Source organism: Rhodococcus sp. PD04 (assembly GCF_035918275.1).
GTDB lineage: Bacteria > Actinomycetota > Actinomycetes > Mycobacteriales > Mycobacteriaceae > Rhodococcus > Rhodococcus rhodochrous.
The window spans coordinates 1,940,575-1,963,588 of sequence record NZ_CP142143.1; the positions used below are offsets into that span (position 1 = coordinate 1,940,575).

At 69.3% G+C, this 23,014-nt stretch carries 18 protein-coding genes; 15 read left to right on the forward strand and 3 right to left on the reverse strand.

From position 1 onward, the window contains the following. Positions 1 to 185: 185 nt before the first annotated feature. From U9J23_RS08960 to U9J23_RS08990, 7 genes are read left to right on the forward strand one after another with little or no spacing between them, the layout of a single operon-like run. A complete protein-coding gene (locus U9J23_RS08960) occupies positions 186 to 1,070 on the forward strand; it encodes an FAD binding domain-containing protein (protein WP_326602370.1) in 885 nt (294 codons plus the stop codon). Positions 1,071 to 1,074: 4 nt separating this feature from the next. Next, complete coding sequence (locus tag U9J23_RS08965) at positions 1,075 to 1,560, forward strand: (2Fe-2S)-binding protein (RefSeq protein WP_019289024.1); 486 nt, start codon at positions 1,075 to 1,077, stop codon at positions 1,558 to 1,560. Beyond that, positions 1,560 to 3,953 carry an aerobic carbon-monoxide dehydrogenase large subunit gene (locus U9J23_RS08970; protein ID WP_230787683.1) on the forward strand — a complete coding sequence of 798 codons (2,394 nt, stop codon included), beginning with the start codon at positions 1,560 to 1,562 and terminating at the stop codon, positions 3,951 to 3,953. Before U9J23_RS08965 ends, U9J23_RS08970 begins: the two co-directional genes overlap by 1 nt. Before the next feature lie 46 nt (positions 3,954 to 3,999). Further along, positions 4,000 to 4,911, forward strand: coding sequence for an XdhC family protein (locus U9J23_RS08975; RefSeq protein WP_179161675.1), 912 nt, complete (start codon positions 4,000 to 4,002; stop codon positions 4,909 to 4,911). Next, positions 4,908 to 5,807 (forward strand): AAA family ATPase, encoded by a 900-nt coding sequence (locus U9J23_RS08980; protein WP_059383923.1) that lies wholly within the window; start codon positions 4,908 to 4,910, stop codon positions 5,805 to 5,807. Before U9J23_RS08975 ends, U9J23_RS08980 begins: the two co-directional genes overlap by 4 nt. Beyond that, positions 5,804 to 7,048, forward strand: coding sequence for a vWA domain-containing protein (locus U9J23_RS08985; RefSeq protein ID WP_085467947.1), 1,245 nt, complete (start codon positions 5,804 to 5,806; stop codon positions 7,046 to 7,048). Before U9J23_RS08980 ends, U9J23_RS08985 begins: the two co-directional genes overlap by 4 nt. 5 nt (positions 7,049 to 7,053) lie before the next feature. Beyond that, the gene (locus tag U9J23_RS08990; RefSeq protein WP_272266448.1) at positions 7,054 to 9,087 is read left to right on the forward strand and encodes a cytochrome c oxidase assembly protein; all 2,034 of its coding nucleotides are present in this window, start codon (positions 7,054 to 7,056) and stop codon (positions 9,085 to 9,087) included. Between the two features lie 74 nt (positions 9,088 to 9,161). Here U9J23_RS08990 and U9J23_RS08995 read toward each other — a convergent pair whose 3' ends face one another. Then, positions 9,162 to 10,016: a tryptophan-rich sensory protein gene (locus tag U9J23_RS08995; protein ID WP_272266449.1), complete on the reverse strand. Its 855-nt coding sequence runs from the start codon at positions 10,014 to 10,016 to the stop codon at positions 9,162 to 9,164. Between the two features lie 96 nt (positions 10,017 to 10,112). Here U9J23_RS08995 and U9J23_RS09000 point away from each other — a divergent pair, with 96 nt between their 5' ends. The 6 genes from U9J23_RS09000 (at position 10,113) to U9J23_RS09025 (ending at position 19,615) form a co-directional block, all read left to right on the forward strand. After that, a complete protein-coding gene (locus U9J23_RS09000) occupies positions 10,113 to 11,264 on the forward strand; it encodes a lipase family protein (protein ID WP_272266450.1) in 1,152 nt (383 codons plus the stop codon). Between the two features lie 95 nt (positions 11,265 to 11,359). Next, positions 11,360 to 13,033 carry an energy-dependent translational throttle protein EttA gene (gene ettA / locus U9J23_RS09005; protein ID WP_059383989.1) on the forward strand — a complete coding sequence of 558 codons (1,674 nt, stop codon included), beginning with the start codon at positions 11,360 to 11,362 and terminating at the stop codon, positions 13,031 to 13,033. Next, positions 13,026 to 13,448, forward strand: a complete 423-nt coding sequence (locus tag U9J23_RS09010) for an acyl-CoA thioesterase (protein ID WP_059383990.1) — start codon at positions 13,026 to 13,028, stop codon at positions 13,446 to 13,448. Before ettA ends, U9J23_RS09010 begins: the two co-directional genes overlap by 8 nt. 140 nt (positions 13,449 to 13,588) lie before the next feature. Continuing rightward, positions 13,589 to 18,397: an NAD-glutamate dehydrogenase gene (locus U9J23_RS09015; protein ID WP_272266451.1), complete on the forward strand. Its 4,809-nt coding sequence runs from the start codon at positions 13,589 to 13,591 to the stop codon at positions 18,395 to 18,397. A 3-nt stretch (positions 18,398 to 18,400) separates the two neighbouring features. Beyond that, positions 18,401 to 18,835 carry an acyl-CoA thioesterase gene (locus U9J23_RS09020; protein WP_059383918.1) on the forward strand — a complete coding sequence of 145 codons (435 nt, stop codon included), beginning with the start codon at positions 18,401 to 18,403 and terminating at the stop codon, positions 18,833 to 18,835. A gap of 84 nt (positions 18,836 to 18,919) precedes the next feature. Beyond that, entirely contained in the window at positions 18,920 to 19,615 is a 696-nt protein-coding gene (locus U9J23_RS09025; protein ID WP_080968375.1) for a hypothetical protein, read from the forward strand. 7 nt (positions 19,616 to 19,622) lie between these two features. Here the strand turns inward: U9J23_RS09025 and U9J23_RS09030 are convergent, their stop codons facing one another. After that, positions 19,623 to 21,260 (reverse strand): glycoside hydrolase family 13 protein, encoded by a 1,638-nt coding sequence (locus tag U9J23_RS09030; RefSeq protein ID WP_059383917.1) that lies wholly within the window; start codon positions 21,258 to 21,260, stop codon positions 19,623 to 19,625. Between the two features lie 85 nt (positions 21,261 to 21,345). Here U9J23_RS09030 and U9J23_RS09035 point away from each other — a divergent pair, with 85 nt between their 5' ends. Continuing rightward, positions 21,346 to 21,765: a cupin domain-containing protein gene (locus tag U9J23_RS09035; protein ID WP_059383916.1), complete on the forward strand. Its 420-nt coding sequence runs from the start codon at positions 21,346 to 21,348 to the stop codon at positions 21,763 to 21,765. Between the two features lie 20 nt (positions 21,766 to 21,785). Here U9J23_RS09035 and U9J23_RS09040 read toward each other — a convergent pair whose 3' ends face one another. Continuing rightward, on the reverse strand, positions 21,786 to 22,178 hold the full coding sequence (locus tag U9J23_RS09040; RefSeq protein WP_006551125.1) for a globin: 393 nt from the start codon (positions 22,176 to 22,178) through the stop codon (positions 21,786 to 21,788). Between the two features lie 186 nt (positions 22,179 to 22,364). Between U9J23_RS09040 and U9J23_RS09045 the strand changes: the two genes are divergently transcribed. After that, positions 22,365 to 22,994 (forward strand): HNH endonuclease, encoded by a 630-nt coding sequence (locus tag U9J23_RS09045; protein WP_080968374.1) that lies wholly within the window; start codon positions 22,365 to 22,367, stop codon positions 22,992 to 22,994. Positions 22,995 to 23,014: the final 20 nt, after the last annotated feature.

The following is a 23,014-nucleotide window of genomic DNA, read 5'->3' on the forward strand; positions in this document are numbered from 1 at the left end:
CGCCGAGAGCTCCTGACGAGGACGGTCGGCTCTCCACTCGCCGCCCCGGACATGGGGGGTTCGGTCCAGATCGTCCGTTTCGCCCCACGGATCGTGGCTCGGGGCTAACCTGGGCGCCGAAGGGGGAAGTGCGGACGGATCGGCGGGGGACAACCGATGCGTCCGCCCGAGGGTGGGAGTTCTTCATGCAGGTTCCTGGCCCGTTCGACTACGCGCGCGCAACCGGAGTGGAGCACGCCGTCGAGTTGCTCGACCGGCACGGAGAAGGTGCCCGCGTCGTCGCCGGCGGACACAGCCTTCTCCCGATGATGAAACTGCGGCTCGCGAATCCGGAATACCTGATCGACATCAACGACCTCGGGGACGAACTCGACCACATCACGGTCGAACCCGAGGTCGTTCGCATCGGTGCCCTCGTGCGCCACCGTCGACTGCTCGAATCCGACGAACTCGCCGACATCTTCCCGATCTTCCGGGACGCGGAGAAGGTCATCGCCGATCCGGTCGTCCGCAATCGCGGGACGCTCGGAGGGTCGATCTGCCAGGCCGACCCCGCCGAGGACCTGTCGACGGTCTGCGCGGTGCTCGGTGCGACATGCGTCGTCCGCGGGCCGGCGGGGGTGCGCGAGCTCGCCTTCGACGACTTCCATCTCGGTGCCTACGAGACGGCGGTCGCTCCGAACGAGTTGCTCGTCGAGGTGCGACTGCCGCGGAAGGGCACCGCCTCCAGCGCGTACGAGAAGGTCGAGCGTCGCGCGGGGGACTGGGCGGTGGCCGCGGCGGGCGCCGCGCTGTGGATGTCGGACGACGGACGCATCACCGACGCGCGTGTCGGGCTGACGGCGGTGCGCGCCGACGAGGCGGCGCTGTCGAGGGTGTCCGAGCGGTTGCGCGGCTCGCCGGTCTCGGAGGAGTTGTTCCGCGAGGCGGGAACGGCGGCCGCGTCGGCATGCGATCCCGAGACCGATCAGCGCGGCACCGCCGCCTACAAGCGTCACCTCGCATCGGAGTTGACGGTGCGGGCCCTGCGCCGATCCGCCGAACGTCTCGGCGCCACCGAAAGGGTGTGAACCGATGCAGATCTCGATGACGGTCAACGGCGAGAGTGTCACCGCCGACGTCGAACCCCGGACACTGCTCGTGCACTTCCTGCGTGACCACCTCGGTCTGACCGGAACGCACTGGGGATGCGACACGAGCAACTGCGGAACGTGTGTCGTCGCCGTGGACGGCGAGCCGGTGAAGTCGTGCACCACGCTGGCGGTCATGGCCGCCGGCCACGAGGTGCTCACCGTCGAGGGACTCGAACGCGACGGTGTCCTCGACCCCGTGCAGGAAGGCTTCGTGCGTTGCCACGGACTGCAGTGCGGCTTCTGCACCCCGGGAATGATGATCACCGCGCGGTCCCTGCTCGACCGCGATCCCGACCCCGACGAGGCGACGATCCGCGAGGCGATCTCCGGGCAGATCTGCCGCTGCACCGGCTACACCACCATCGTCCGGTCGGTCCGGTGGGCCGCCGAACACTCCTCGAAGGCGCAACCCACGGAGGTGTCGTGATGACCGCGGTCGAACCGGACACACGCCCGGAGGAACAGGACAACGATCGCAAGCCGTGCGGACACGGCCGGATGCTGCGCAAGGAGGACCCGCGGTTCGTGCGCGGCCGCGGCAACTACGTCGACGACGTCCGTCTGCCCGGCATGCTGCATCTCGCGGTGCTCCGATCGCCGGTCGCGCATGCTCGCATCAACGGCATCGACACGTCCGCCGCCCTCGCGCACCCGAAGGTGCGGGCGGTGATCACGGGCGCCGATCTGGCCGAGAAGGGGCTCGCCTGGATGCCGACGCTGTCGAACGACGTACAGGCCGTGCTGGCCACCGACAAGGTGCGCTTCCACGGTCAGGAGGTCGCCTTCGTCGTCGCCGACGACCACTACTCGGCGCGCGACGCCCTCGAACTGATCGACGTCGACTACGAGATGCTCGACCCGGTCGTCGACGTGCGCACGGCCCTGTCGCCCGAGGCACCGGTGATCCGGACCGATCTCGACGGCAAAACCGACAACCACTGCTTCGACTGGGAAGCCGGCGATGCCGCGGCGACCGACGCGGTCTTCGCGAAGGCCGACGTCGTCACCCGGCAGGAGATCGTCTATCCACGCGTGCATCCCGCACCGATGGAGACCTGCGGTGCGGTCGCCGACTACGACCGGATCTCCGGGAAGCTGACGCTCTGGTCCACCACGCAGGCCCCGCACGCCCACCGCACGCTGTACGCGCTGGTCGCGGGTCTGCCCGAGCACAAGATCCGCGTCATCTCACCCGACATCGGCGGGGGATTCGGCAACAAGGTCCCCATCTACCCCGGCTATGTCGGGGCGATCGTTGCCTCGCTGGTCACCGGGCACCCGGTCAAGTGGATGGAGGACCGCAGCGAGAACCTCATGAGCACGGGCTTCGCGCGCGACTACATCATGGTCGGCGAGATCGCGGCGACGAAGGAAGGCCGCATCCTCGCGATCCGGTCGCGGGTCCTCGCCGATCACGGCGCCTTCAACGCCACCGCCGCCCCGGTGAAGTATCCGGCCGGCTTCTTCGGTGTGTTCACCGGCAGCTACGACATCGAGGCCGCCTACTGCCACATGACGGCCGTCTACACGAACAAGGCACCCGGCGGCGTCGCCTACGCCTGCTCGTTCCGCATCACCGAGGCTGTGTACTTCGTCGAACGGCTCGTCGACTGCCTCGCCCACGACCTCGACATGGACCCCGCGGAACTGCGCCTGAAGAACCTCCTGCGCCCCGATCAGTTCCCCTACACGAGCAAGACCGGCTGGAAGTACGACTCGGGCGACTACGAGACCACCATGCGCAAGGCCATGGACATCGTCGGCTACGACGAACTGCGCCGCGAACAGGCCGAACGCCGCGCGCGGGGTGAGCTGATGGGTATCGGCATGTCGTTCTTCACCGAGGCCGTGGGAGCCGGTCCGCGCAAGGACATGGACATCCTCGGTCTCGGCATGGCCGACGGATGCGAACTACGCGTCCATCCCACCGGCAAGGCCGTCGTGAGGTTGTCGGTGCAGTCGCAGGGACAGGGGCACGAGACGACCTTCGCGCAGATCGTCGCGGAGGAGATCGGCATTCCACCCGACGACATCGACGTCGTGCACGGCGACACCGACAACACCCCGTTCGGGCTCGGCACCTACGGGAGTCGCTCGACACCGGTGTCCGGGGCGGCCGCCGCGCTCGTCGCGCGGAAGGTGCGCGACAAGGCGAAGATCATCGCCGCGGGAATGCTCGAGGTCTCCGTCGCCGACCTCGAATGGGAGAAGGGCCGCTTCCACGTGAAGGGCGACCCGGGAGCGTCGGTGACCATCCAGGACATCGCGATGCGCGCCCACGGTGCCGGCGACCTGCCGGAGGGTCTCGAAGGTGGTCTCGAGGCGCAGATCTGCTACAACCCCGAGAACCTCACCTATCCGTACGGTGCCTACTTCTGCGTCGTCGACGTCGATCCCGGCACCGCGCAGGTGAAGATCCGCCGGTTCCTGGCCGTGGACGACTGCGGCACCCGCATCAACCCGATGATCATCGAGGGCCAGGTGCACGGCGGCATCGTCGACGGGATCGGCATGGCCCTGATGGAGATGATCGCGTTCGACGAGAACGGCACCTGCCTGGGCGGTTCGTTCATGGACTACCTCATCCCCACGGCACTCGAGGTCCCGACGCTCGAGACCGCGTTCACCGTCACCCCGTCGCCGCACCATCCGATCGGCGCGAAGGGCATCGGCGAATCCGCCACCGTCGGTTCGCCGCCCGCGATCGTCAACGCGGTCGTCGACGCGTTGAAGCCGTTCGGTGTCCGGCACGCCGACATGCCGCTGACGCCGTCGCGGGTATGGGAGGCGATGCAGGGCCGCGCGACCCCGCCGATCTGAGCGACACGACCGGAGGGTGCCAGTGGAGCGATCGGAGGACGGGAACATGGATCTCGCGGTGCGGGCGGAGCAGTTGCGCAGCGAACGACAGCCGTTCGTCGAAGCGACGGTCGTGCGGGCGCAGCCACCGACGTCCGCACACTCGGGCGACCGGGCGCTCGTCCTCGCCGACGGCACGATCGAGGGGTTCGTCGGCGGGCAGTGCACCGAGAGCTCCGTGCGCGAGGCATCCCGCACGGTGCTCGAACAAGGGGAGAGCATGCTTCTGCGGGTGCTGCCCGCCGGGTCCGGCGAGTTCCCCGACACCCCGGGAGCGACGATCGCGGTCAACCCGTGCATGTCCGGTGGGGCCACCGAGATCTTCCTCGAACCGCGGATGCCCCCGATCGTGGTGGCCGTCTTCGGGGACTCGCCCGTCGCCGAGGCCGTGGGCGAGTTCGCGCGGCGCGTCGACTACTCGGTGGAACAGATCCTCGGGACGAGCGTGCCCGCCGAGGCGTCGGTGGTGATCGTCGCGAGCCACGGGGGTGACGAGGCGGGAGTGATCCGTGCGGCCCTGGACGCCGGGAGCCGATATGTGGGCCTGGTCGCGAGTCGCACCCGGGGCGCCGCGGTGCTCGACGATGTGGAACCGACCGACGAGGAGCGTGCCCGCCTCCGCACCCCGGTCGGCCTCGACATCGGCGCCCGCACCCCGGCGGAGATCGGATTGTCGATCGTCGCCGATATCGTGCGTGTCGCGCGCAGCGGCGGACTCGCACGGTCGTCCGGGGAGAGCGGGCGCCGTGTCGAGGTTCCGCGGGGGACGGGCCCGAAGCCGCGCACGGCGGTCGATCCGGTGTGCGGGATGACCGTCACGATCACCGAGTCGACACCGCATCTCGTCCTCGCCGGGCGGACGGTGTGGTTCTGCTGCCCGGGCTGCCGCCGTCGCTACGAGAAGGACGACGTGGCGTGACCGATCCGTCGTCCCCGGGCATCTTCGACGACGTCGACGACGTCGTCGCCAGGTTCGACGACCACGACCATCTGCTCGATCAGGGCACCGCCGCCGCGATCCACCTCGCGGTCGCGCTGGGCCGGCCGTTATTGCTCGAGGGCGAACCCGGGGTCGGTAAGACCACCGCCGCCAAGGTGCTCGCGCAGATCCTCGGCAGCCCGCTGATCCGATTGCAGTGCTACGAGGGACTGTCGGTCGCCGAGGCCCTCTACGACTGGAACTACCAGCGTCAACTACTCGCGATCCGGCTCGCCGAAGCGCGCGGCGAGGTTCCCGCCGAGGCCGACCTGTACTCCGAGGACTATCTCCTCGAACGCCCCGTCCTGCGCTGCGTCCGCCATCGCGGCGACAGACCCGCCGTCCTGCTCGTCGACGAGATCGACCGCGCCGACGACGAATTCGAGGCCCTGTTGCTCGAATTCCTGGGAGAGTTCGCCGTCACCGTCCCCGAGCTCGGCACCCTCACCGCGGCCCGCCCGCCCGTCGTGGTGCTCACCTCCAACCGGAGCCGCGACCTGCACGACGCACTGCGAAGGCGCTGCCTGTACCACTGGATCGACTTTCCCGATCGTGCCCGAGCGGTGGCGATCCTGCGGCGCACGGTGCCCTCGGCGAACGTCGCGCTCGTCGAACGTGCCACGGATTTCGTCGCGGTGGCCCGCGGACTCGATCTCGACAAGGCACCGGGGATCGCGGAGACCATCGACTGGGTGTCGGCGCTGGCGGCGCTCGGCGTCGCCGACCTCGTCCGGCCCGAAGCGGTGATGTCGCTCGCCGCACTGGCGAAGACCCCCGACGACGTCGATGCGCTGGGGGAGGCTCTGGCCACCTTCGTCTCCACCGAGGTGTCGTGAGCGCCCGGTTGCTCCCGGGGGTCGATCACGCGGCCTTCGCGGTCGGACTGGTCGACCGGCTCAGATCCGCCGGGATCGTGGTCCCGGCGGACGGAGCCGCGACCTTCACGCGTGCTCTGCGCGTGTGCGCTCCGACCACACGGAGCCGGTTGTACTGGACGGCGCGGCTCACCCTCGTCGACCGGCACGAGAGCCTCGCCACCTTCGACGCGGTGTTCGACCGGGTCTTCGGCGACGCTCCGCTCCCGCTCGACCCGCATGCCCGCCGCACCGGACCCGAGGACGACGGCACACGCGCGACGCCCACCTCGGACACACCTGGTCGCGTGCAGGATGCTCCGGTCGGCCAGGACGTCCCATGGGTCACGAGGACCGTCGTCGAATCGGCGGAGGGGGAGCGGGCGGCCGACCGGCCCGGCCGCGAGGTCGCGAGTGCGCTGGCGGAGATCGCCGACCAACGATTCGACGACCTCGACCCCGCACGGCTCGCACTGCTCGAATCGTGGATCGAGAAGGCCAGGGTCCGATGGGCGACCCGCCGCACCCGCCGCCGGGTCGAACGCCACACCGGTCGCGTCGATGTGCGGGCGAGCATCGCCGCCTCGCGTAGCACCGGGTTCGAGCCGCTCCGGTTGATCCGTACCCGTCCCGGTCGACGACGGCGGCAGATCGTCGTCTTCTGCGATGTCAGCCGGTCGATGCGGCCCTACGTCGGGGTGTATCTGCATCTCGTCCGTGCTCTTGCGCACACCGGAACGGCCGAGGTCTTCGTGTTCTCCACCACAGCGACGCGTCTTACGCCGATCCTGCGGCACCGGTCGGTCGAGCAGGCGATCGACGTCGCCAACGATCGCGTGCGGACGCGGTTCGGAGGCACGCGCATCGCCGGATCCCTCGCCGAGGTGGTCGCCTCCCACCACGGCCACCTGCTGCGCGGAGCGATCGTCGTCGTCGCCTCGGACGGTTGGGACAGCGACGATCCCACCGAACTCGCGCACGTCCTGGCCAGGATCCGGCGCCGCGCCCATCGGGTGGTGTGGCTCAACCCGCGGGCCGGACAGTCCGGTTTCACGCCCTCCACCGGGTCGATGTCCGCGGCGCTCCCGCACTGCGACGCGATGGTGGCGGCCGACACACTCCTCGCGCTGCAGCACGCCGTCGACGTCGTCACATGCACCGATACCGGCCCCGGAGGGCTCCGACGGCGTGTCGTAGGTCATGGCGTGGACGTCCTACCCTGATAGGCATGGCAACATCCGAGCTCGCGTCTCCCGCGCAGCCTGCGGCGCCCGCCCCTACGAGGGGGAACCCGCCGGCACTGCTGATCCTCCTCGGCCTCCTCGCCGCCATCGTCGCGGCGTTCGCGGTCGGGCTGTCCGCTGCGCAGGCGCTGGTGTTGCTCGGCATCCCCGACCCCGGTCCGCTCACCACCTACGGTCTTCCGGCGGTCCGTGCGATCTCCGAGATCGCGACCGTCATCACGATCGGATCGCTGTTCTTCGCCGCCTTCCTCGTGCCCCCGCAACGAGGGGGTGTGCTCGACGTCGGCGGCTACCGTGCCGTCCGGACCGCGGGTGTCGCGGCGACGGTGTGGGCGATCACCGCGGCGCTGATGGTGCCGCTGACCCTGTCCGACACGTCCGGCAGCCCGCTCGGTGAGGCCATCCGGCCGGAGAACCTCTTCTCGGCGCTCGGCAGGGTGGAGGTCTCACTGGCCTGGGCCTGGACGACGGTGCTCGCGTTGATCACCGCCCTGCTGATCCGGCTCACGGTGCGTTGGTCGTGGACGCCCTACCTGCTGTTGCTGTCCTTCGTCGCGCTCATGCCGATCGCCCTGACCGGGCACTCGTCGTCGGGTGGTTCGCACGACATGGCGACCAACAGTCTCGTGCTGCACCTCGTCGCGGCGTCCGTCTGGGCGGGTGGGCTGTTCGCGCTGCTCGCGCACTCCATGCGGGGAGGCGAGCACACCGACATCGCGGCCCGGCGGTTCTCCTTCGTCGCAGGACTCGCCTTCGTCGTCATGGCCGTCAGCGGTGTCATCAATGCCGCGGTCCGCGTGTCGTTCGACGACCTGACCACGACCACCTACGGCAGGTTGCTGCTCGCGAAGATCGTCGCGCTGATCCTGCTCGGCATCTTCGGCTGGGGGCAGCGCCGCCGCGCACTGCCGGCCCTCGAAGCCGACCCCACGAGCCGGTCCGCGCTCGTGCGTTTCACCCTCGTCGAGTCGTTCGTCCTCGCCGCGACGATCGGTCTGGCCGTGGGACTCGGCCGCACGCCCCCGCCGCCGCCGGCTTCGGTGCCGACGATCCAGGAGGTCGAGCTCGGCTACCAGCTCGACGTGCCGCCGTCGTTCGTGAGCCTGTTCTTCGGCCAGTGGCGGTTCGACCTGATCTTCGGCACGGCCGCTCTCGTGCTCGCCGTCGCCTACGCCGTCGGACTGTGGACGCTGCGCAAACGCGGTGACTCGTGGCCGGTCGGCCGGTCGATCGCCTGGTTCTCTGGTTGCTTCGTGCTGTTCGTCGCCACCAGTTCCGGCGTCGGGATGTACTCGCCGGCGATGTTCAGCGTGCACATGGGTGCGCACATGGCCCTATCGATGCTCGCCCCGGTGCTCCTCGCGCTCGGCGGAGCGATGACCCTCGCCCTGCGTGCGTTCAAGCCGGCCGGACGCAACGCCCCTCCCGGACCGCGCGAATGGATCCTCGAGTTCCTGCACAGCCCGCCGTCGCGCTTCTTCACGCATCCGATCGTCGCGTCGGTCATGTTCGTGGGCGGCTTCTACGCGCTGTATCTCGGCGGGATCTTCTCCGCGACCATCGACAGCCACACCGCGCACGTCCTGATGAACCTGCACTTCCTGCTGAGCGGCTATCTCTTCTACTGGGTGGTGATCGGCGTCGATCCGTCACCGCGCGACCTGCAGCCGGTGACGAAGCTGGCCATGGTCTTCGGCTCGCTACCGTTCCACGCCTTCTTCGGTGTGACCCTCATGAGCATGGGCACGGTGATGGCCGAGAGCTACTACCGCGGCCTGGCACTGCCGTGGAACTACGACCTGTTCTCCGATCAGAAGGTCGGCGGCAGCATCGCATGGTCGGCCGGTGAGATCCCGCTCGTGCTCGTGATGCTCGCCCTGCTCGTCCAGTGGTCGCGCAGCGACCGGCGCACGGCCCGGCGTGTCGACCGGGCCGCCGAGCGCGACGACGACGCCGATCTCGCGGCCCACAACGCGATGTTCGCCGAGCTGGCGCGCCGCGACCGCGAAGGCCGCTGACCGCACCCGCCCGACGTGCACATCTCGTCGCGACACACCGAAGTGGACCGACGAGATGTGCACGTACGAGAGGATCAGGCGGCTGCTGTCGTGCGGGTGGGGGAGCGCTCGGCGCTGATTCGGACCACCACGGTGGCCACGACCGCGATGACCGCGGCTGTCACGGCGGCGACCGCTGCGGGAGTGGACACCAGACCGCCGTCACCCGTGCGGGCGACCGCGATCCATGCCAGACCCCACACGAGCGCACCGGTCACGGCCAGTCGGCCCCGACCTGCCGTGGCGAGGACCACGGAGACGGCGGCGACGACGGCCAGCACGATGATCGCCCACACGTCGGCTCCCCAGCCGAACGGATCGATGTCCTCGTAACGCAGCGCCGCGGCGGTGTTGGCGACGGTCGCCACCGACACCCAGCCCAGGTAGACGAACATCGTGCCGTCGACGACCACCGCTTCGAGCCTGCTCGACGGCAGGACGCGCGTGAAGATCAGGAACACCCGGACGAGCACGGCGAGCAGCGCGACGATCACCACGACACTCAGCCAGACCTGATCGAACTGGATCGCCGTGATCCACGCTGCGTTCAGCAGCATCGACGCAGCGATCCACCAGCCCGCGGCGCGTTGACGCGCGTCGGTGTGGTTCGCCGGCAGTGCCTGCCACACCGCGAGCGCGAGCAGACCGGCGTAGATGAGGGTCCAGATCGAGAAGGCCGGGCCTCCGGGCGCGACCGCCGTGGAATCCGCCGACAACGCACCACCTGCAGCTTCCGCGACCGGCGTCCCACCGGCCGCACCCGAACCGAAGAACGACACCACGACGGCAAGCGGAGCGCTCACCGCCACGGCCACGACGCGGGCGATGTCGCGCCCGGTGCGGGTCGCGGGGGATGTGGCGGGCGCGGATCCGTGGGAATGGGATGTCATGCCTGGAGGGTGCCCGTCCTGCGGATCACTCAATCCCGATCCGGCGAATCGGACGAATGCGAACGCACCGGCCGCACGACCCGTATCGTCCACGACGTGACCCGTACCGCGCGTGTCCCGACCCTGCTGCTCACCTGTGCACTGGCACTGCTGACGCCACTCCTTGCACCTCCCGCGGTGCACGCGAGTCCGGCACCGGGGGCCGTCGTCGACACGCCGGGGACCGTCGTCGATGTCGCCCCGCTCGAGCTCGGGTTGTCGCTACCCGGGGCGTCCTCGGCGCGGGCCCTGACCTACACCACGCAGTGGCGCAGCGGCGCTCCCACCACCGCGACCGGGGCGTTGTTCCTTCCCCACGGCACGCCTCCCGAGGGAGGGTGGCCCGTCGTCGCGTGGGCGCACGGCACCGTCGGCCTCGACGATTCGTGCGCACCCTCGCGGTTGCCGCGTACACCGCGCGACACCGCCTATCTCGACCACTGGCTCGGGCAGGGTTACGCCGTCGTGGCAGCCGACTATCCGGGTCTCGGGTCGGACGGGTTGCACCGTTATCTGGACGGACAGAGCGCCGCGAACAGCGTCATCGACATCGTGAGGGCGGGACGCGCCGTCGAACCGTCGCTGTCCGACCGCTGGGTCGTGATCGGGCAGTCCCAGGGCGGGCACACCGGCCTGCACACCGCGCGCGCCGCGACCGCCCGGGCACCCGAACTGGACTTCCGCGGGACGCTCACGACCGGCGCCCCGTCCAACCTCGAGTACCTGTTCCCGCTCGGATTCCCGGGCCTTCCCGATCTCGGTCTCGACGGACTCACCACCTTCGCCGCCTACATCTTCGCGGGCCTGCGCGACGCCGATCCGGCCCTGGACCTCGACGGATATCTCACACCCCTCGGACGGGAGATCGTCGACGCCGCCGAACGACTCTGCTACGACGACCTGAGCGACCGGTACGGCGAGGTCGGCGTCGGTGAGGTCCTCGCTCGACCGCTGAGCGACGACCGGTTCCGTGCGGCGTTCACCGACTACCTGGCCGTGCCGACCGCCGGATACGACCGGCCGTTGTTCCTCGCCCAGGGCCTGCGCGACACGCCGGTGCCCGCGCCGCTCGCGTTCGAGCTGATCGCGGATCTGTGGGCCGGTGGCGCGAACGCCCAGTTCAGGACGTACCCCACGGGGCATTCGGAGACGATGTTCGCGTCGCTGCCCGACACGACAGGCTTCGTCGCGGAGCTGCTGCGACCCTGACAGCGGCTCCGGCACCTGCGGGACTCCGGCGCCGGCCCCACCTGTCGGGTTCGCACGATGTGGGTTATCGACCGTCGACCGATACGCTGGTGGTCATGGCGGAGTTCATTTACACGATGAAGAAGGTGCGCAAGGCGCACGGTGACAAGGTCATCCTCGATGACGTCACCATGAGCTTCTACCACGGCGCGAAGATCGGCGTCGTCGGACCCAACGGCGCGGGCAAGTCGTCGATTCTCAAGATCATGGCCGGGCTCGATCAGCCCAGCAACGGCGAGGCCTTCCTCGATCCGGAGGCCACCGTCGGCATCCTCCAGCAGGAGCCGCCCCTCAACGAGGAGAAGACGGTCCGGGAGAACGTCGAGGAGGGCCTCGGCGAGATCAAGGTCAAGCTCGACCGGTTCAACGAGATCGCCGAGCTCATGGCCACCGACTACTCCGACGAGCTGATGGAGGAGATGGGCAAGCTCCAGGAGGAGCTCGACCACGCCAACGCGTGGGATCTCGACTCGCAGCTCGAGCAGGCCATGGACGCACTGCGCTGCCCTCCGCCGGACGAGCCCGTCACCCACCTCTCCGGTGGTGAGCGCCGCCGTGTCGCGCTGTGCAAGCTGCTGCTGAGCAAGCCCGACCTGCTGCTCCTCGACGAGCCCACCAACCACCTCGACGCCGAGTCGGTGCTGTGGCTCGAGCAGTTCCTCGCGTCCTACCCGGGCGCAGTGCTGGCCGTCACCCACGACCGGTACTTCCTCGACCACGTCGCGCAGTGGATCTGCGAGGTCGACCGCGGCAAGCTGCACCCCTACGAGGGCAACTACTCCACCTACCTGGAGAAGAAGGCCGAGCGTCTCGAGGTCCAGGGCAAGAAGGACCAGAAGCTGCAGAAGCGGCTCCGCGAGGAACTCGAGTGGGTCCGCTCCGGTGCCAAGGCACGGCAGACGAAGAACAAGGCGCGTCTGGCCCGCTACGAGGAGATGGCAGCCGAGGCCGAGAAGCACCGCAAGCTCGACTTCGAGGAGATCCAGATCCCGACGCCGCCGCGTCTGGGCAACGTCGTCGTCGAGGTCGAGCACCTCGACAAGGGCTTCGACGGCCGTGTCCTGATCAAGGACCTGTCGTTCACGCTGCCGCGCAACGGCATCGTCGGTGTCATCGGCCCCAACGGCGTCGGCAAGACCACGCTGTTCAAGACCATCGTCGGTCTCGAGGAGCCCGACAGCGGCACCGTCAAGGTGGGCGACACGGTCAAGCTGAGCTACGTCGACCAGAACCGCGCGAACATCGACCCGAAGAAGACGGTCTTCGAGGTGGTCTCCGACGGTCTCGACTTCATCGAGGTCGGGCAGAACGAGATGCCGTCGCGCGCGTACGTGAGCGCGTTCGGGTTCAAGGGTCCCGACCAGCAGAAGCCGGCCGGTGTGCTCTCCGGTGGTGAGCGCAACCGCCTGAACCTGGCGCTCACGCTCAAGGAGGGCGGCAACCTGATCCTCCTCGACGAGCCGACCAACGACCTCGACGTCGAGACCCTGTCGTCGCTCGAGAACGCGCTGCAGCAGTTCCCGGGTTGCGCCGTCGTGATCTCCCACGACCGCTGGTTCCTCGACCGCACCTGTACCCACATCCTGGCGTGGGAGGGCAACGTCGAAGAGGGCAAGTGGTTCTGGTTCGAGGGCAACTTCGAGGCCTACGAGGCGAACAAGGTCGAGCGTCTCGGAGCCGATGCGGCACGTCCGCACCGCGTCACGCACCGGAAGCTCACGCGTGACTGAGCGCAACGGCCACCGGCCCTACCGGTGCCCGGTCGAGGTGCGCTGGGGCGACTCCGATCGGCTCGGGCACGTCAACAACGCCAAGGTCGTGGAATACCTGCAGGAAGGGCGCATCAAGTTCTTCCGGAGCGAGCTGCCGGCACGCGATGCCGTCGTGCTCCGGAAGATGGACGTCGAGTTCCTGCGTCCGATCAAGGATTCCTCGGCGCCGATCGAGGTCGAGACGACGGTGCTGCGTCTCGGCACGAGCTCGTTCACGGTGCGTCAGACGATCCTCGACCGGGAAGGCGTGGTGTGCGCGGTCGCCGACACCGTGCTCGTCGGCTTCGATCCCGAGACCGACACGTCGCGGCCGCTGACAGACGAGGTACGGGCGGTGCTCGACCGGCACCGCGCCGTCACGCCCACCGGCTGAGCGGGTACATCCTGTCGACCGGCCCGGCTGTTACCCGACCCGCCGGTTCCGACCCCCCGACTGCGCGCCGCGGATAGGCTCGATCACGAGTCCGTCCGCGGCGCGCGGTGTATCCGCCCGATAGAGCAGGAGGGGTGTCGATGGCCGATCCGGCTGTGGCGCAGACAAATTCAACAGGCAGCGATGCCTCTCCCGAGGCGGTCCTCGAGCGGATCTATCAGAGCTCCGGAGAGTTCACCACCGACCACGGCGCGGCCGCGCTCGAGCACGTCCGTCTCGGTCGTCGGCGCGCACCGGACACCGCTGTCGTCGGTGTGCGCCGCACCGACGGCATGGGTGTCGCCGTACAGATCGTCACCGACGACATGCCGCTGCTCGTCGAATCGGTGCTGGCACTGCTGTCCCGGCTGGGTGTCTCGGTGGCGACGGTCATCCACCCCGTCCTGTCTGCGCGCCGCACCGCCGAGGGCGACCTCGAGCGCCTGACCGACGAAGGCGGACGGACCTCGGGTGGAGTCGCCGAATCATGGATGCACATCGAGCTGCGCGGGCCCGTCGACGACGAATCGGTCGAGGAGATCGATCACGGCCTGCGGCGCGTACTGTCCGATGTGCGGCAGGTGGCGTCGGACTCCGGGGAGATGCACGCCCTGCAGCGCGACCTGGCGGACGCGCTCGACGGCCTGGCCGCCGATCCGCCGGCGCACTACACGGCCGACGAGCTCACCGAGACCGCCGAACTGCTGCGCTGGTTGAGCGGCGGGAACTTCACCCTCCTCGGCTACCGGCGCTACGACTTCGTGCCCGACGGCGGCGACGACAACGTGCGCGCGACGCCCGTGCCCGGCAGCGGCAGGGGAGTGCTGCGCACCGATGCCTCGGTCGCGGACCCGCTCGACCTGCCCGGTGAGGTCGGCACGGGTCGCCGTCCGCTCCTCGTGCTCACTCAGGGCGCGCTTCCCGCCACCGTGCACCGTTCCGTCTATCCGTACTTCGTCGGCGTCGCCCGGCTTGACGCCGACGGCGCGGTCGTCGGGGAGGATCGTTTCCTCGGTGTCCTCACGGTGACCGCTCTGCACGAGAACATCCTCGACATCCCCGTGGTCTCGCGCCGGGTGCGGGAGGTCGTCGCGCGGGCGCGGGTCGAGCTGTCGTCCTACAGCGGCCAGGCGATGCTCGAGATCATGCAGACGGTGCCCCGCGCGGAACTGTTCTCCATGGACACCGACACCCTCTACGAGACCGTCACGGCGGTGGTCGACATCCGCCGGCAGGTGCGGTTGTTCGTCCGCGTCGACACCTACGGGCGGTACATCTCGTGCCTGGTCTACCTGCCGCGCGACCGCTATACGACGAAGGTGCGCGTGGCGATCCAGGACATCCTGTTGCGCGAGTTCGGTGGCGGCGTACTCGACTACACCGCGCGGGTCTCCGAACGCGACCTCGCGTTGCTGCACGTGACGATCCGGTTCTCCGGGCGCGCACGTCGCGAGGTGGACACCTCCGAGGAGAACCGCCTGCGGATCCAGGCGATGCTCGCGGAAGTGACCCGCAACTGGGCCGATCGGCTCGGTGAGGCGGCGGCCGCAACCGGCGATCTCGATCCGTTGCTGGTGCAGCGGTACGCCGAGGTCGTGCCCGAGGCGTACAAGGAGGACTTCGGTTCCGAACGTGCCCTGGACGACCTGCGGCGTCTGGAAGCGCTCGACTCCGGCGATCTCGACACGCACCTGTACCGTCCGGGTTCCGACGATCCGTTGTCGTTGCGTTTCACCCTGTACATCGCCGACGAGACGGTCACCCTCGGCCGGATCCTCCCGGTGTTGCAGAGCCTCGGCGTCGAGGTCGTCGACGAGCGACCCTACCGGCTGCCGCGATCGGACGGAATCGATTGCTGGATATACGATTTCGGACTCTGCCTGCCCGAGGACATCGAGCACGGCATCGTCGAGACCGATCCGACCCTGGCGGATCGTCTCACCGACACCTTCACCGTGGCCTGGCGGGGCGCGGTCGAGACCGACCGGTTCAACCAGCTCGTGCTGCGCGCCGGGCTCACCTGGAAGCAGGTCGTGCTTCTCCGCGCCTACGCGAAGTACCTGCGCCAGACCGAATTCCCCTACAGCCAGTACAACATCGAAGGTGTGCTGCTCGGCGCCCCCCACACCGCGGCGCTGCTCGTCGGGCTGTTCGAGTCCCGGTTCGATCCGGAGGACGCCTCCGCCGAACGCGAACAGCAGATCGCCGAGGAACTCACGACGACGATCGCGGAGGTGACCGCCCTGGCCACCGACCGCATCCTCCGGGGGCTGTTCTCGTTGATCCGTGCGACCCTGCGCACCAACTTCTACGTGGCCGGCGGGATCGGGCACGAGCGCCCGGACGGTCGGGCGTTGTCGCTCAAGTTCGATCCGCGACGGATCGCCGAACTACCCCAGCCGCGACCGGCTTTCGAGGTGTTCGTCTACGCCCCGGACGTCGAGGGCGTCCACATGCGGTTCGGTCCCGTCGCCCGCGGTGGGCTGCGCTGGTCCGACCGTCGGGAGGACTTCCGCACGGAGGTGCTCGGCCTGGTCAAGGCGCAGGCCGTGAAGAACGCGGTGATCGTGCCCGTGGGTGCGAAGGGCGGCTTCGTCGTCAAGCACGCCCCGCGTCCGACCGGTGACGCCGAGGCGGACCGGCGCGCCGTCCGCGAGCGCGGCGAACGGTGCTACCGGTGCTTCATCGCCGGTCTGCTCGACATCACGGACAACCTCGACGCCGCCCGCAACGACACGGTCCCGCCGCAGCGGGTCGTGCGTCACGACAACGACGACCCGTATCTCGTGGTGGCCGCGGACAAGGGCACCGCGTCGTTCTCCGACCTCGCGAATTCCGTTGCGGCGGAATACGGCTACTGGCTCGGTGACGCGTTCGCGTCAGGTGGCTCCGCCGGTTACGACCACAAGGAGATGGGCATCACCGCGCGCGGTGCATGGGAGAGCGTCCGGCGTCACTTCCGCGAACTCGGATCCGACCCGCAGACGGACGATTTCACCGTCGTCGGAATCGGTGACATGAGCGGCGACGTCTTCGGCAACGGCATGCTGCTCAGCCGGCACATCCGGCTCGTCGCCGCGTTCGATCATCGGCACATCTTCCTCGATCCCGACCCCGATCCGGAGCGGTCGTTCGAGGAGCGGCGCCGGTTGTTCGAACTGCCGCGGTCGTCGTGGAAGGACTACTCGACAGAACTCGTCTCGGCCGGGGGCGGGGTGTGGGACCGGACGGCCAAATCGGTGCCCGTCGGTCCCGAGGTGCGTGCGGTGCTCGACCTGCCCGACGACGTCACCGCACTCCCACCGCCCGAACTGATCCGCGCGATCCTGCGCGCACCCGTCGACCTGTTGTGGAACGGCGGTGTCGGCACCTACGTGAAGGCGTCGACGGAAACCCATGCGGACGTGGGGGACAAGAGCAACGACGGCGTGCGCGTCGACGGGCGGGAACTGCGTGCCCGGGTCGTGGGCGAGGGCGGCAATCTCGGCGTCACGCAACGCGGCCGCATCGAGTTCGCGCGCGCCGGTGGGAAGATCAACACCGACGCGATCGACAACTCGGCCGGCGTCGACAGCTCCGACCACGAGGTCAACATCAAAATCCTCCTCGACGCCATGGTGACCGCCGGCGAGCTCGCGGCGGAGGACCGCAATCCGCTGCTCGCGTCGATGACCGGTGACGTCGCCGAACTCGTTCTCGCCGACAACATCTCGCAGAACGCCGTGCTCGGACTAGAGCGGGCCGTAGCGCCGTCCCTGTTGGGGGTGCACCGTCGGATGCTCGCAGCCCTGGAACTCGATCGCGGACTCGACCGCGGCCTCGAGGCCCTGCCCGACGAGGCCGAGTTCGATCGTCGTGAAGCGGCGGGGGAGGGATTGACGTCGCCGGAGCTGGCGCAGCTCCTCGCCCACGTCAAGCTCGCCCTCGTCGACGACCTGCTGGCCACGGACCTGCCCGACAACGAGACCTTCGCGTCGATCCTGCCCGCCTACTTCCCGCCCGCTCTGCGCGAGCGGTTCCGGGCCGGGATCCGGGCGCATCCGCTGCGTCGGCAGATCGTTGCGACCATGCTGGCCAACACCACGGTCGACAACGGCGGCCCCACCTACGTCTACCGGCTCGCCGAGGAGGCCGGGGCGACGGCGACCGACGCCATCCGCGCCTACACCGCCGTCACTACCATCTTCGGGCTACCGGCCCTGTGGGACGAGATCCGGGCCGCCGGGCTGCCTGTCGATATCGAGGACGACCTGCTGCTCGAATCCCGCCGCGTGCTCGACCGGGCGTCGCGCCGGCTCCTCGCCACGCGACCGCAGCCCCTCGCAGTCGGTGCCGAGATCAGCCGTTACCGCGACGCCTTCGCGCGTCTCGCACCGCGGGTCGCGGACTGGATGCGCGGGCACCACGCCGAGGACTTCCTGCGTCGTACCCGCCCGCTCCTCGAACGAGGAGCACCGGAGGAGCTCACGGGCGTCGTCTTCCGGCTCCTCGACCAGTTCCCGCTGCTCGACGTCGTCGACATCGCCGACATAGAGCAGCGCGACGAGGCGGAGGTCGCCGACCTCTACTACGCCCTCGACGCGCGTCTCGGCGTCGACCGCCTGCTCACGGCGGTCTCCGGTCTCGAGCGGGGCGACCGCTGGCATTCGCTGGCACGCCTCGCGCTGCGCGACGACCTGTACGGCTCGTTGCGGTCGCTCGTCCTCGACGTGCTCGCCGGCGCCGAACCCGGGGAGTCGACCGAGGAGATGATCGAGGACTGGGAGTCGTCCAACGGCTCCAAGCTCGTCCGCGCGAGGGCGGCGCTCGACGAGATCTTCGCGTCTGGAAGTCTGGACCTCGCCACCCTTTCGGTGGCGGCACGACAGATCAGGGGCATGGTGCGCACGGGCGCATCCGATCGGAGGTAACGAGTGAGCGGTGCGGGCGAACAGTTCGGTTTCCACACCGAGGTGATGGTGCGGTGGTCCGACATGGACGTCTTCCAGCACATCAACCACGCGCGGATGGTCACGCTCCTCGAGGAAGCACGGATCCCGTGGTTGTTCGCCGACGGTCGCCCCACCCGCAACCTGCGCGAAGGTGCCGTCATCGCCGATCTCCACGTCCGTTATCGCGGGCAGTTGCGCCACGACGACGGTCCGCTCGACGTGCTGATGTGGACCGAGAAGGTGCGGGCCGTCGACTTCACGATCGGTTACGAGGTGCGGCCGGGCGGTGCCCCGGTCGACTCGGCGCCGGCGGTGGTCGCGTCCACCCAGATCGCGGCGTTCGACATCGAGACCCAGCGTCTGCGCCGGCTCACCGACGAAGAACGTGTCTTCCTGCGGCAGTGGCAACGCGACTGACGGTGGCAGTGGCAGTGGCAGTGGCAGTGGCAGTGGCAGTGGCAACGCGACAGCGACAGCAACAACGCAACCGATGAGGGCGATGTGAGCGACGATCGGATCCGACACGCAGAGCGCCTCCTGACGCTCGCAGGCCCCGACGACAGCGTCGATCTCGCCGCCTTCCTGGCCCGGGCCGCGCGTCTCGACGAGGCCGCCGTGGTGCGGTTGCGCCGGCGCGGTGACGGACTGCTCGGCATCTGGACGCGTACCGGTTTCGAGGTGCTCGCAGGACGTGTCGTCCGTGGAACCGTGGCACCGGCCGACACCTGCGTCGCCGCAGAATCGCTGCGGGCCGCGCTCCTCGCCGGGTCCGGGCCGCGCACCGAGGTCGACCCGGGCTGGGCGATGGATTCCGCCTGGCGCGGGGCACTCCCGCCCGACGACGGCTACGTCCACGTCGACGACGTGCCGGCACGGATCCTCGTCGAACTCGCGCAACGCGGCGTCGCGCTCACCCGCGAGCACGGCGCGCAAGGGCCGCCGGCGTCGCTGCTCGCCCAGGAGGTTCTCGAGGTGAGCGGCGCCGGGACCACCGTGGGCGTGCCGATGCGCATGGTGTTCGCGCTCGGTGCGATGGGCTTCGTGCCCGGTGCCGGTCGCGACACCGTCGACTCGGCGGGCATCGATCCCACCGAGGTGGTCCGGGTCCGGGCGTCCGCTACCTGGATGCGCCTCGACGCCCGCTTCGGGTCGGTCTACCTGCGCCGCGGCGGCGGGCTCGGTCTGAGCGTCCTCTGAGGGTGCCTCACGCCAACCAGGCGGCGGTGTCCGGTGGCAGTACGTGTCCGGTGAGCGGCGCACTCGCGAGCAGCACCTCGCCCGGAGGCAGATCGACCGCGACGTCGCCGGCGTTGAGCACGCAGGTCAGGCCGTCGGAACGGCGGAACGCCAGGCACCCGGCCGGGCTTCCGTACCAGCCGATCTCACCGCCCTCGGATCGCCTTCGCTCCGTGTCGATGGGGCGCCTTCGCTCCGTGCGGATCTCGATCGCCCTGCGGTACAGCGAGAGCGTCGAGTCCGCGTCCTCGAGTTGCTTCTCGACGGTGAGCGCCGACCACTCCGGCGGCTGGGGCAGCCACGCGGACCCGGCTGAGGTGAACCCGAAGGGCGGTGCTCCGCCCTCCCACGGCAGCGGCACGCGGCAACCGTCGCGTCCGCGTTCGGTGTGGCCGGATCGTTCCCAGACCGGATCCTGCAGTACCTCGTCGGGCAGATCGACGTTCGGCAACCCGAGTTCGGCGCCGTTGTAGACGAACACCGTTCCCGGGAGCGCGAGGGCGACGAGGATCATCGCGCGTGCCCGTGCGAGCCCGACCTCGTCGCCTCCGTATCGCGTGACCTCGCGGTCGACGTCGTGGTTCGACAGTGTCCACGTCGGTGAGGCCTGCACCGACGTCACCGCGGCCAGGCCCTTCTCGATCGCGTCCCGGACGGCATCGGCGTCCCAGTCCGACAGCGTCAGGTGGAAGTCGAAGGCGAGATGCAGTTCGTCCGGGCGCAGGTACTCGGCGAACCGCTCGTGATCGTCGACCCAGATCTCACCGATCGCCACCGAGTCCGGATACTCGTCGAAGACCCGCCGGATGCGGCGGTGGATGTCGTGCACCTCGGGATTGTTGAACCGAGGGTCGGCGCGGGAGTGCCCGAGCAGTTCGTTGGTCTCCCACCCCTCGTGGTCGGGAAGATCTGCGGGCTTGGCCATGCCGTGGGCCACGTCGATCCGGAAACCGTCCACGCCCCGGTCCAGCCAGAACCGCAGGGTCTTGTCGAGGTCCTCGACGACCTCCTCGTCGCCCCAGTTCAGATCGGGCTGCCCGGGAGCGAAGACGTGCAGATACCACTGGCCCGGCGTGCCGTCGGGTTCGGTGACGCGGGTCCAGGCCGGTCCGCCGAAGACGCTCGGCCAGTTGTTCGGTGGTGCGCTGCCGTCCGGTCCGCGTCCGTCCCGGAAGTGGAAGCGTCGGCGTTCGCGGCTGCCCGGTCCGGCTTCGAGCGCGGCCCGGAACCAGCGGTGCTCGACGCTGACATGGTTCGGTACGAGGTCCATCACAACCCGGATTCCGCGGGCGTGGGCGTCGGCGATCAGCGCTTCGAGATCGGCGATGTCCCCGAACAGCGGGTCGATGTCGCGGGGATCGGAGACGTCGTAGCCGTGATCCGCCATCGGCGACCGCATCACCGGGTTGAGCCAGATCGCGTCGACACCGAGCAGTTCGAGATAGCCGAGGCGGCTGCGCACACCCGCGAGGTCGCCGATGCCGTCACCGTTCGCGTCGACGAACGAGCGGGGATAGACCTGGTAGAAGACCGCGTCTCGCCACCACGGCGATGCCGGGTCGCCTCGTCCGGAGGTCGGTGCTGCGGGGTGGGCCACGGGAGTCATCGTGTCAGACGGCAGGGCGAAAGGCAGGGCGAACGGTGCCCGCGGCCGTTCCGTCAGGGCTTGCCCGCATGATAGGACGAACGGCATGAATACGACATCGATCGTCGCGGTCCGGTTGGACGACGTGGAGTTGCGCGACGACCCGATCGACCCTGCGTGGATCCGCGAGGGTGCGCCCGTGGCGCGCAGCGGTCAGTGGGCGACCAGCGCCGACCGCACCACCACCACACACGTGTGGGACTGCACGGCCGGTCGCTTCGACTGGCATTTCGGCGTCGACGAGATCGTCCACATCGTGGAGGGCTCGGTCATCGTCTCGTCCGCCGACTCCGAACCCCGGACGTTGCGTGCCGGTGACGCGGCGCTCTTCCGCGCCGGGACCACCGCGCTGTGGGAGGTCCCCGAATACGTGCGCAAGCATGCCGTCCTGCGTCGTCACCTGTCGCCGGTCGCTCGGTTCACCCAGAAGGTGGAGGACCGCCTGCGCCTGATCCTGGGGCGCTGACCCTCAGGAGACGCCGACCCCTAGATCGGGGAATTCATCATCGAGTCGGCCGCCATGTTCATGTAGTCGACGAGTTGCCGGCGGTGCTCGTCGTCGAGCGTCTTCTCGTCGATCGACGCGATCGCGGTGTGCATGCATCGCAACCAGGCGTCGCGCTCGAGCGGCCCGATCCGGAAGGGATGATGACGCATGCGCAGCCGCGGGTGGCCCCGCTCCTCGGAGTAGGTGCGCGGGCCGCCCCAGTACTGCTCGAGGAACATCCGCATGCGTCGTTCGGCCGGACCGAGATCCTCCTCGGGATACAGGGGCCGGACGATCTCGTCCCGTGCGATCTCCTCGTAGAACCGTGCAGTGAGCCGGCGGAACGTCTCGGCGCCACCGACCGCCTCGTAGAAGGTCTGCTCGTCACTCATCTGTATTCGTTCACCGTCCCTCTCGACCGTCCATTGTGCCTGCTCCCGACCGCACACCGCCCGACGAGCCGTGCCGGGCGGGACCGACACCGGATGTTCACCGGCCCGACCTGGACCGGTCCGCTGATTTCGGGTGCGATTCGGGAGCATCCGTGGTCCACTGTTCCCAGTCTTTTCGGAGGTCGTATGAAGCACAGCAACAGCTCGCATCGACAACTCCCGCCCGCGGACGCCCCTGCAGGGGTGCCGGGGGCTACCACACTGCGCGTGGTGCACGACAGCACCGCGACGGTACCCGACTGGTTGAAACGTCGAGTGTTGCTGCTCAACGCCACCTACGAGCCGCTCACCGCCCTGCCCGCCCGCAGGGCCGTGGTCCTGATGGCCGGGGGCAAGGCCGATACCGTGCACGACGATCCGCTCGCCCCGCTCGTGCGGTCGGCAGAATGGTCCGTGCAGCTGCCGTCGGTGATCCGTCTGCGCAACTATGTGCGCGTTCCGTATCACGCGCGGGTGCCGCTCACCCGGGCCGCGCTCATGCACCGCGACCGGAACCGGTGCGCCTACTGCGGGGGCAAGGCCGAGACGATCGACCACGTCGTGCCGCGCAGCCGCGGCGGCGAGCACACCTGGGAGAACTGCGTCGCATGCTGCGCGCCGTGCAACCATCGCAAGGCCGACAAGCTGCTCACCGAACTCGGGTGGACCCTGCGTGTGGTGCCGAATCCGCCCAAGGGCCGGCACTGGCGCCTGCTCGCCACCCTGCCCGAGTTGCACCCCACCTGGTTGCCCTATCTGGGGGAGGGCGCGGCCTGATCGGGCCGTTCTGCGGGGCA

Excerpts from the sequence above, each read along its gene's own strand:
- U9J23_RS09045 (WP_080968374.1), top strand. The coding sequence starts at position 22,365 with ATGAAGCACAGCAACAGCTCGCATCGACAACTCCCGCCCGCGGACGCC.
- U9J23_RS08970 (WP_230787683.1), top strand. The coding sequence starts at position 1,560 with ATGACCGCGGTCGAACCGGACACACGCCCGGAGGAACAGGACAACGAT.
- U9J23_RS09040 (WP_006551125.1), bottom strand. The coding sequence starts at position 22,178 with ATGAGTGACGAGCAGACCTTCTACGAGGCGGTCGGTGGCGCCGAGACG.
- U9J23_RS09030 (WP_059383917.1), bottom strand. The coding sequence starts at position 21,260 with ATGACTCCCGTGGCCCACCCCGCAGCACCGACCTCCGGACGAGGCGAC.
- ettA (WP_059383989.1), top strand. The coding sequence starts at position 11,360 with ATGGCGGAGTTCATTTACACGATGAAGAAGGTGCGCAAGGCGCACGGT.
- U9J23_RS08975 (WP_179161675.1), top strand. The coding sequence starts at position 4,000 with ATGGATCTCGCGGTGCGGGCGGAGCAGTTGCGCAGCGAACGACAGCCG.
- U9J23_RS08995 (WP_272266449.1), bottom strand. The coding sequence starts at position 10,016 with ATGACATCCCATTCCCACGGATCCGCGCCCGCCACATCCCCCGCGACC.
- U9J23_RS09035 (WP_059383916.1), top strand. The coding sequence starts at position 21,346 with ATGAATACGACATCGATCGTCGCGGTCCGGTTGGACGACGTGGAGTTG.
- U9J23_RS08965 (WP_019289024.1), top strand. The coding sequence starts at position 1,075 with ATGCAGATCTCGATGACGGTCAACGGCGAGAGTGTCACCGCCGACGTC.
- U9J23_RS08990 (WP_272266448.1), top strand. The coding sequence starts at position 7,054 with ATGGCAACATCCGAGCTCGCGTCTCCCGCGCAGCCTGCGGCGCCCGCC.
- U9J23_RS09015 (WP_272266451.1), top strand. The coding sequence starts at position 13,589 with ATGGCCGATCCGGCTGTGGCGCAGACAAATTCAACAGGCAGCGATGCC.
- U9J23_RS08960 (WP_326602370.1), top strand. The coding sequence starts at position 186 with ATGCAGGTTCCTGGCCCGTTCGACTACGCGCGCGCAACCGGAGTGGAG.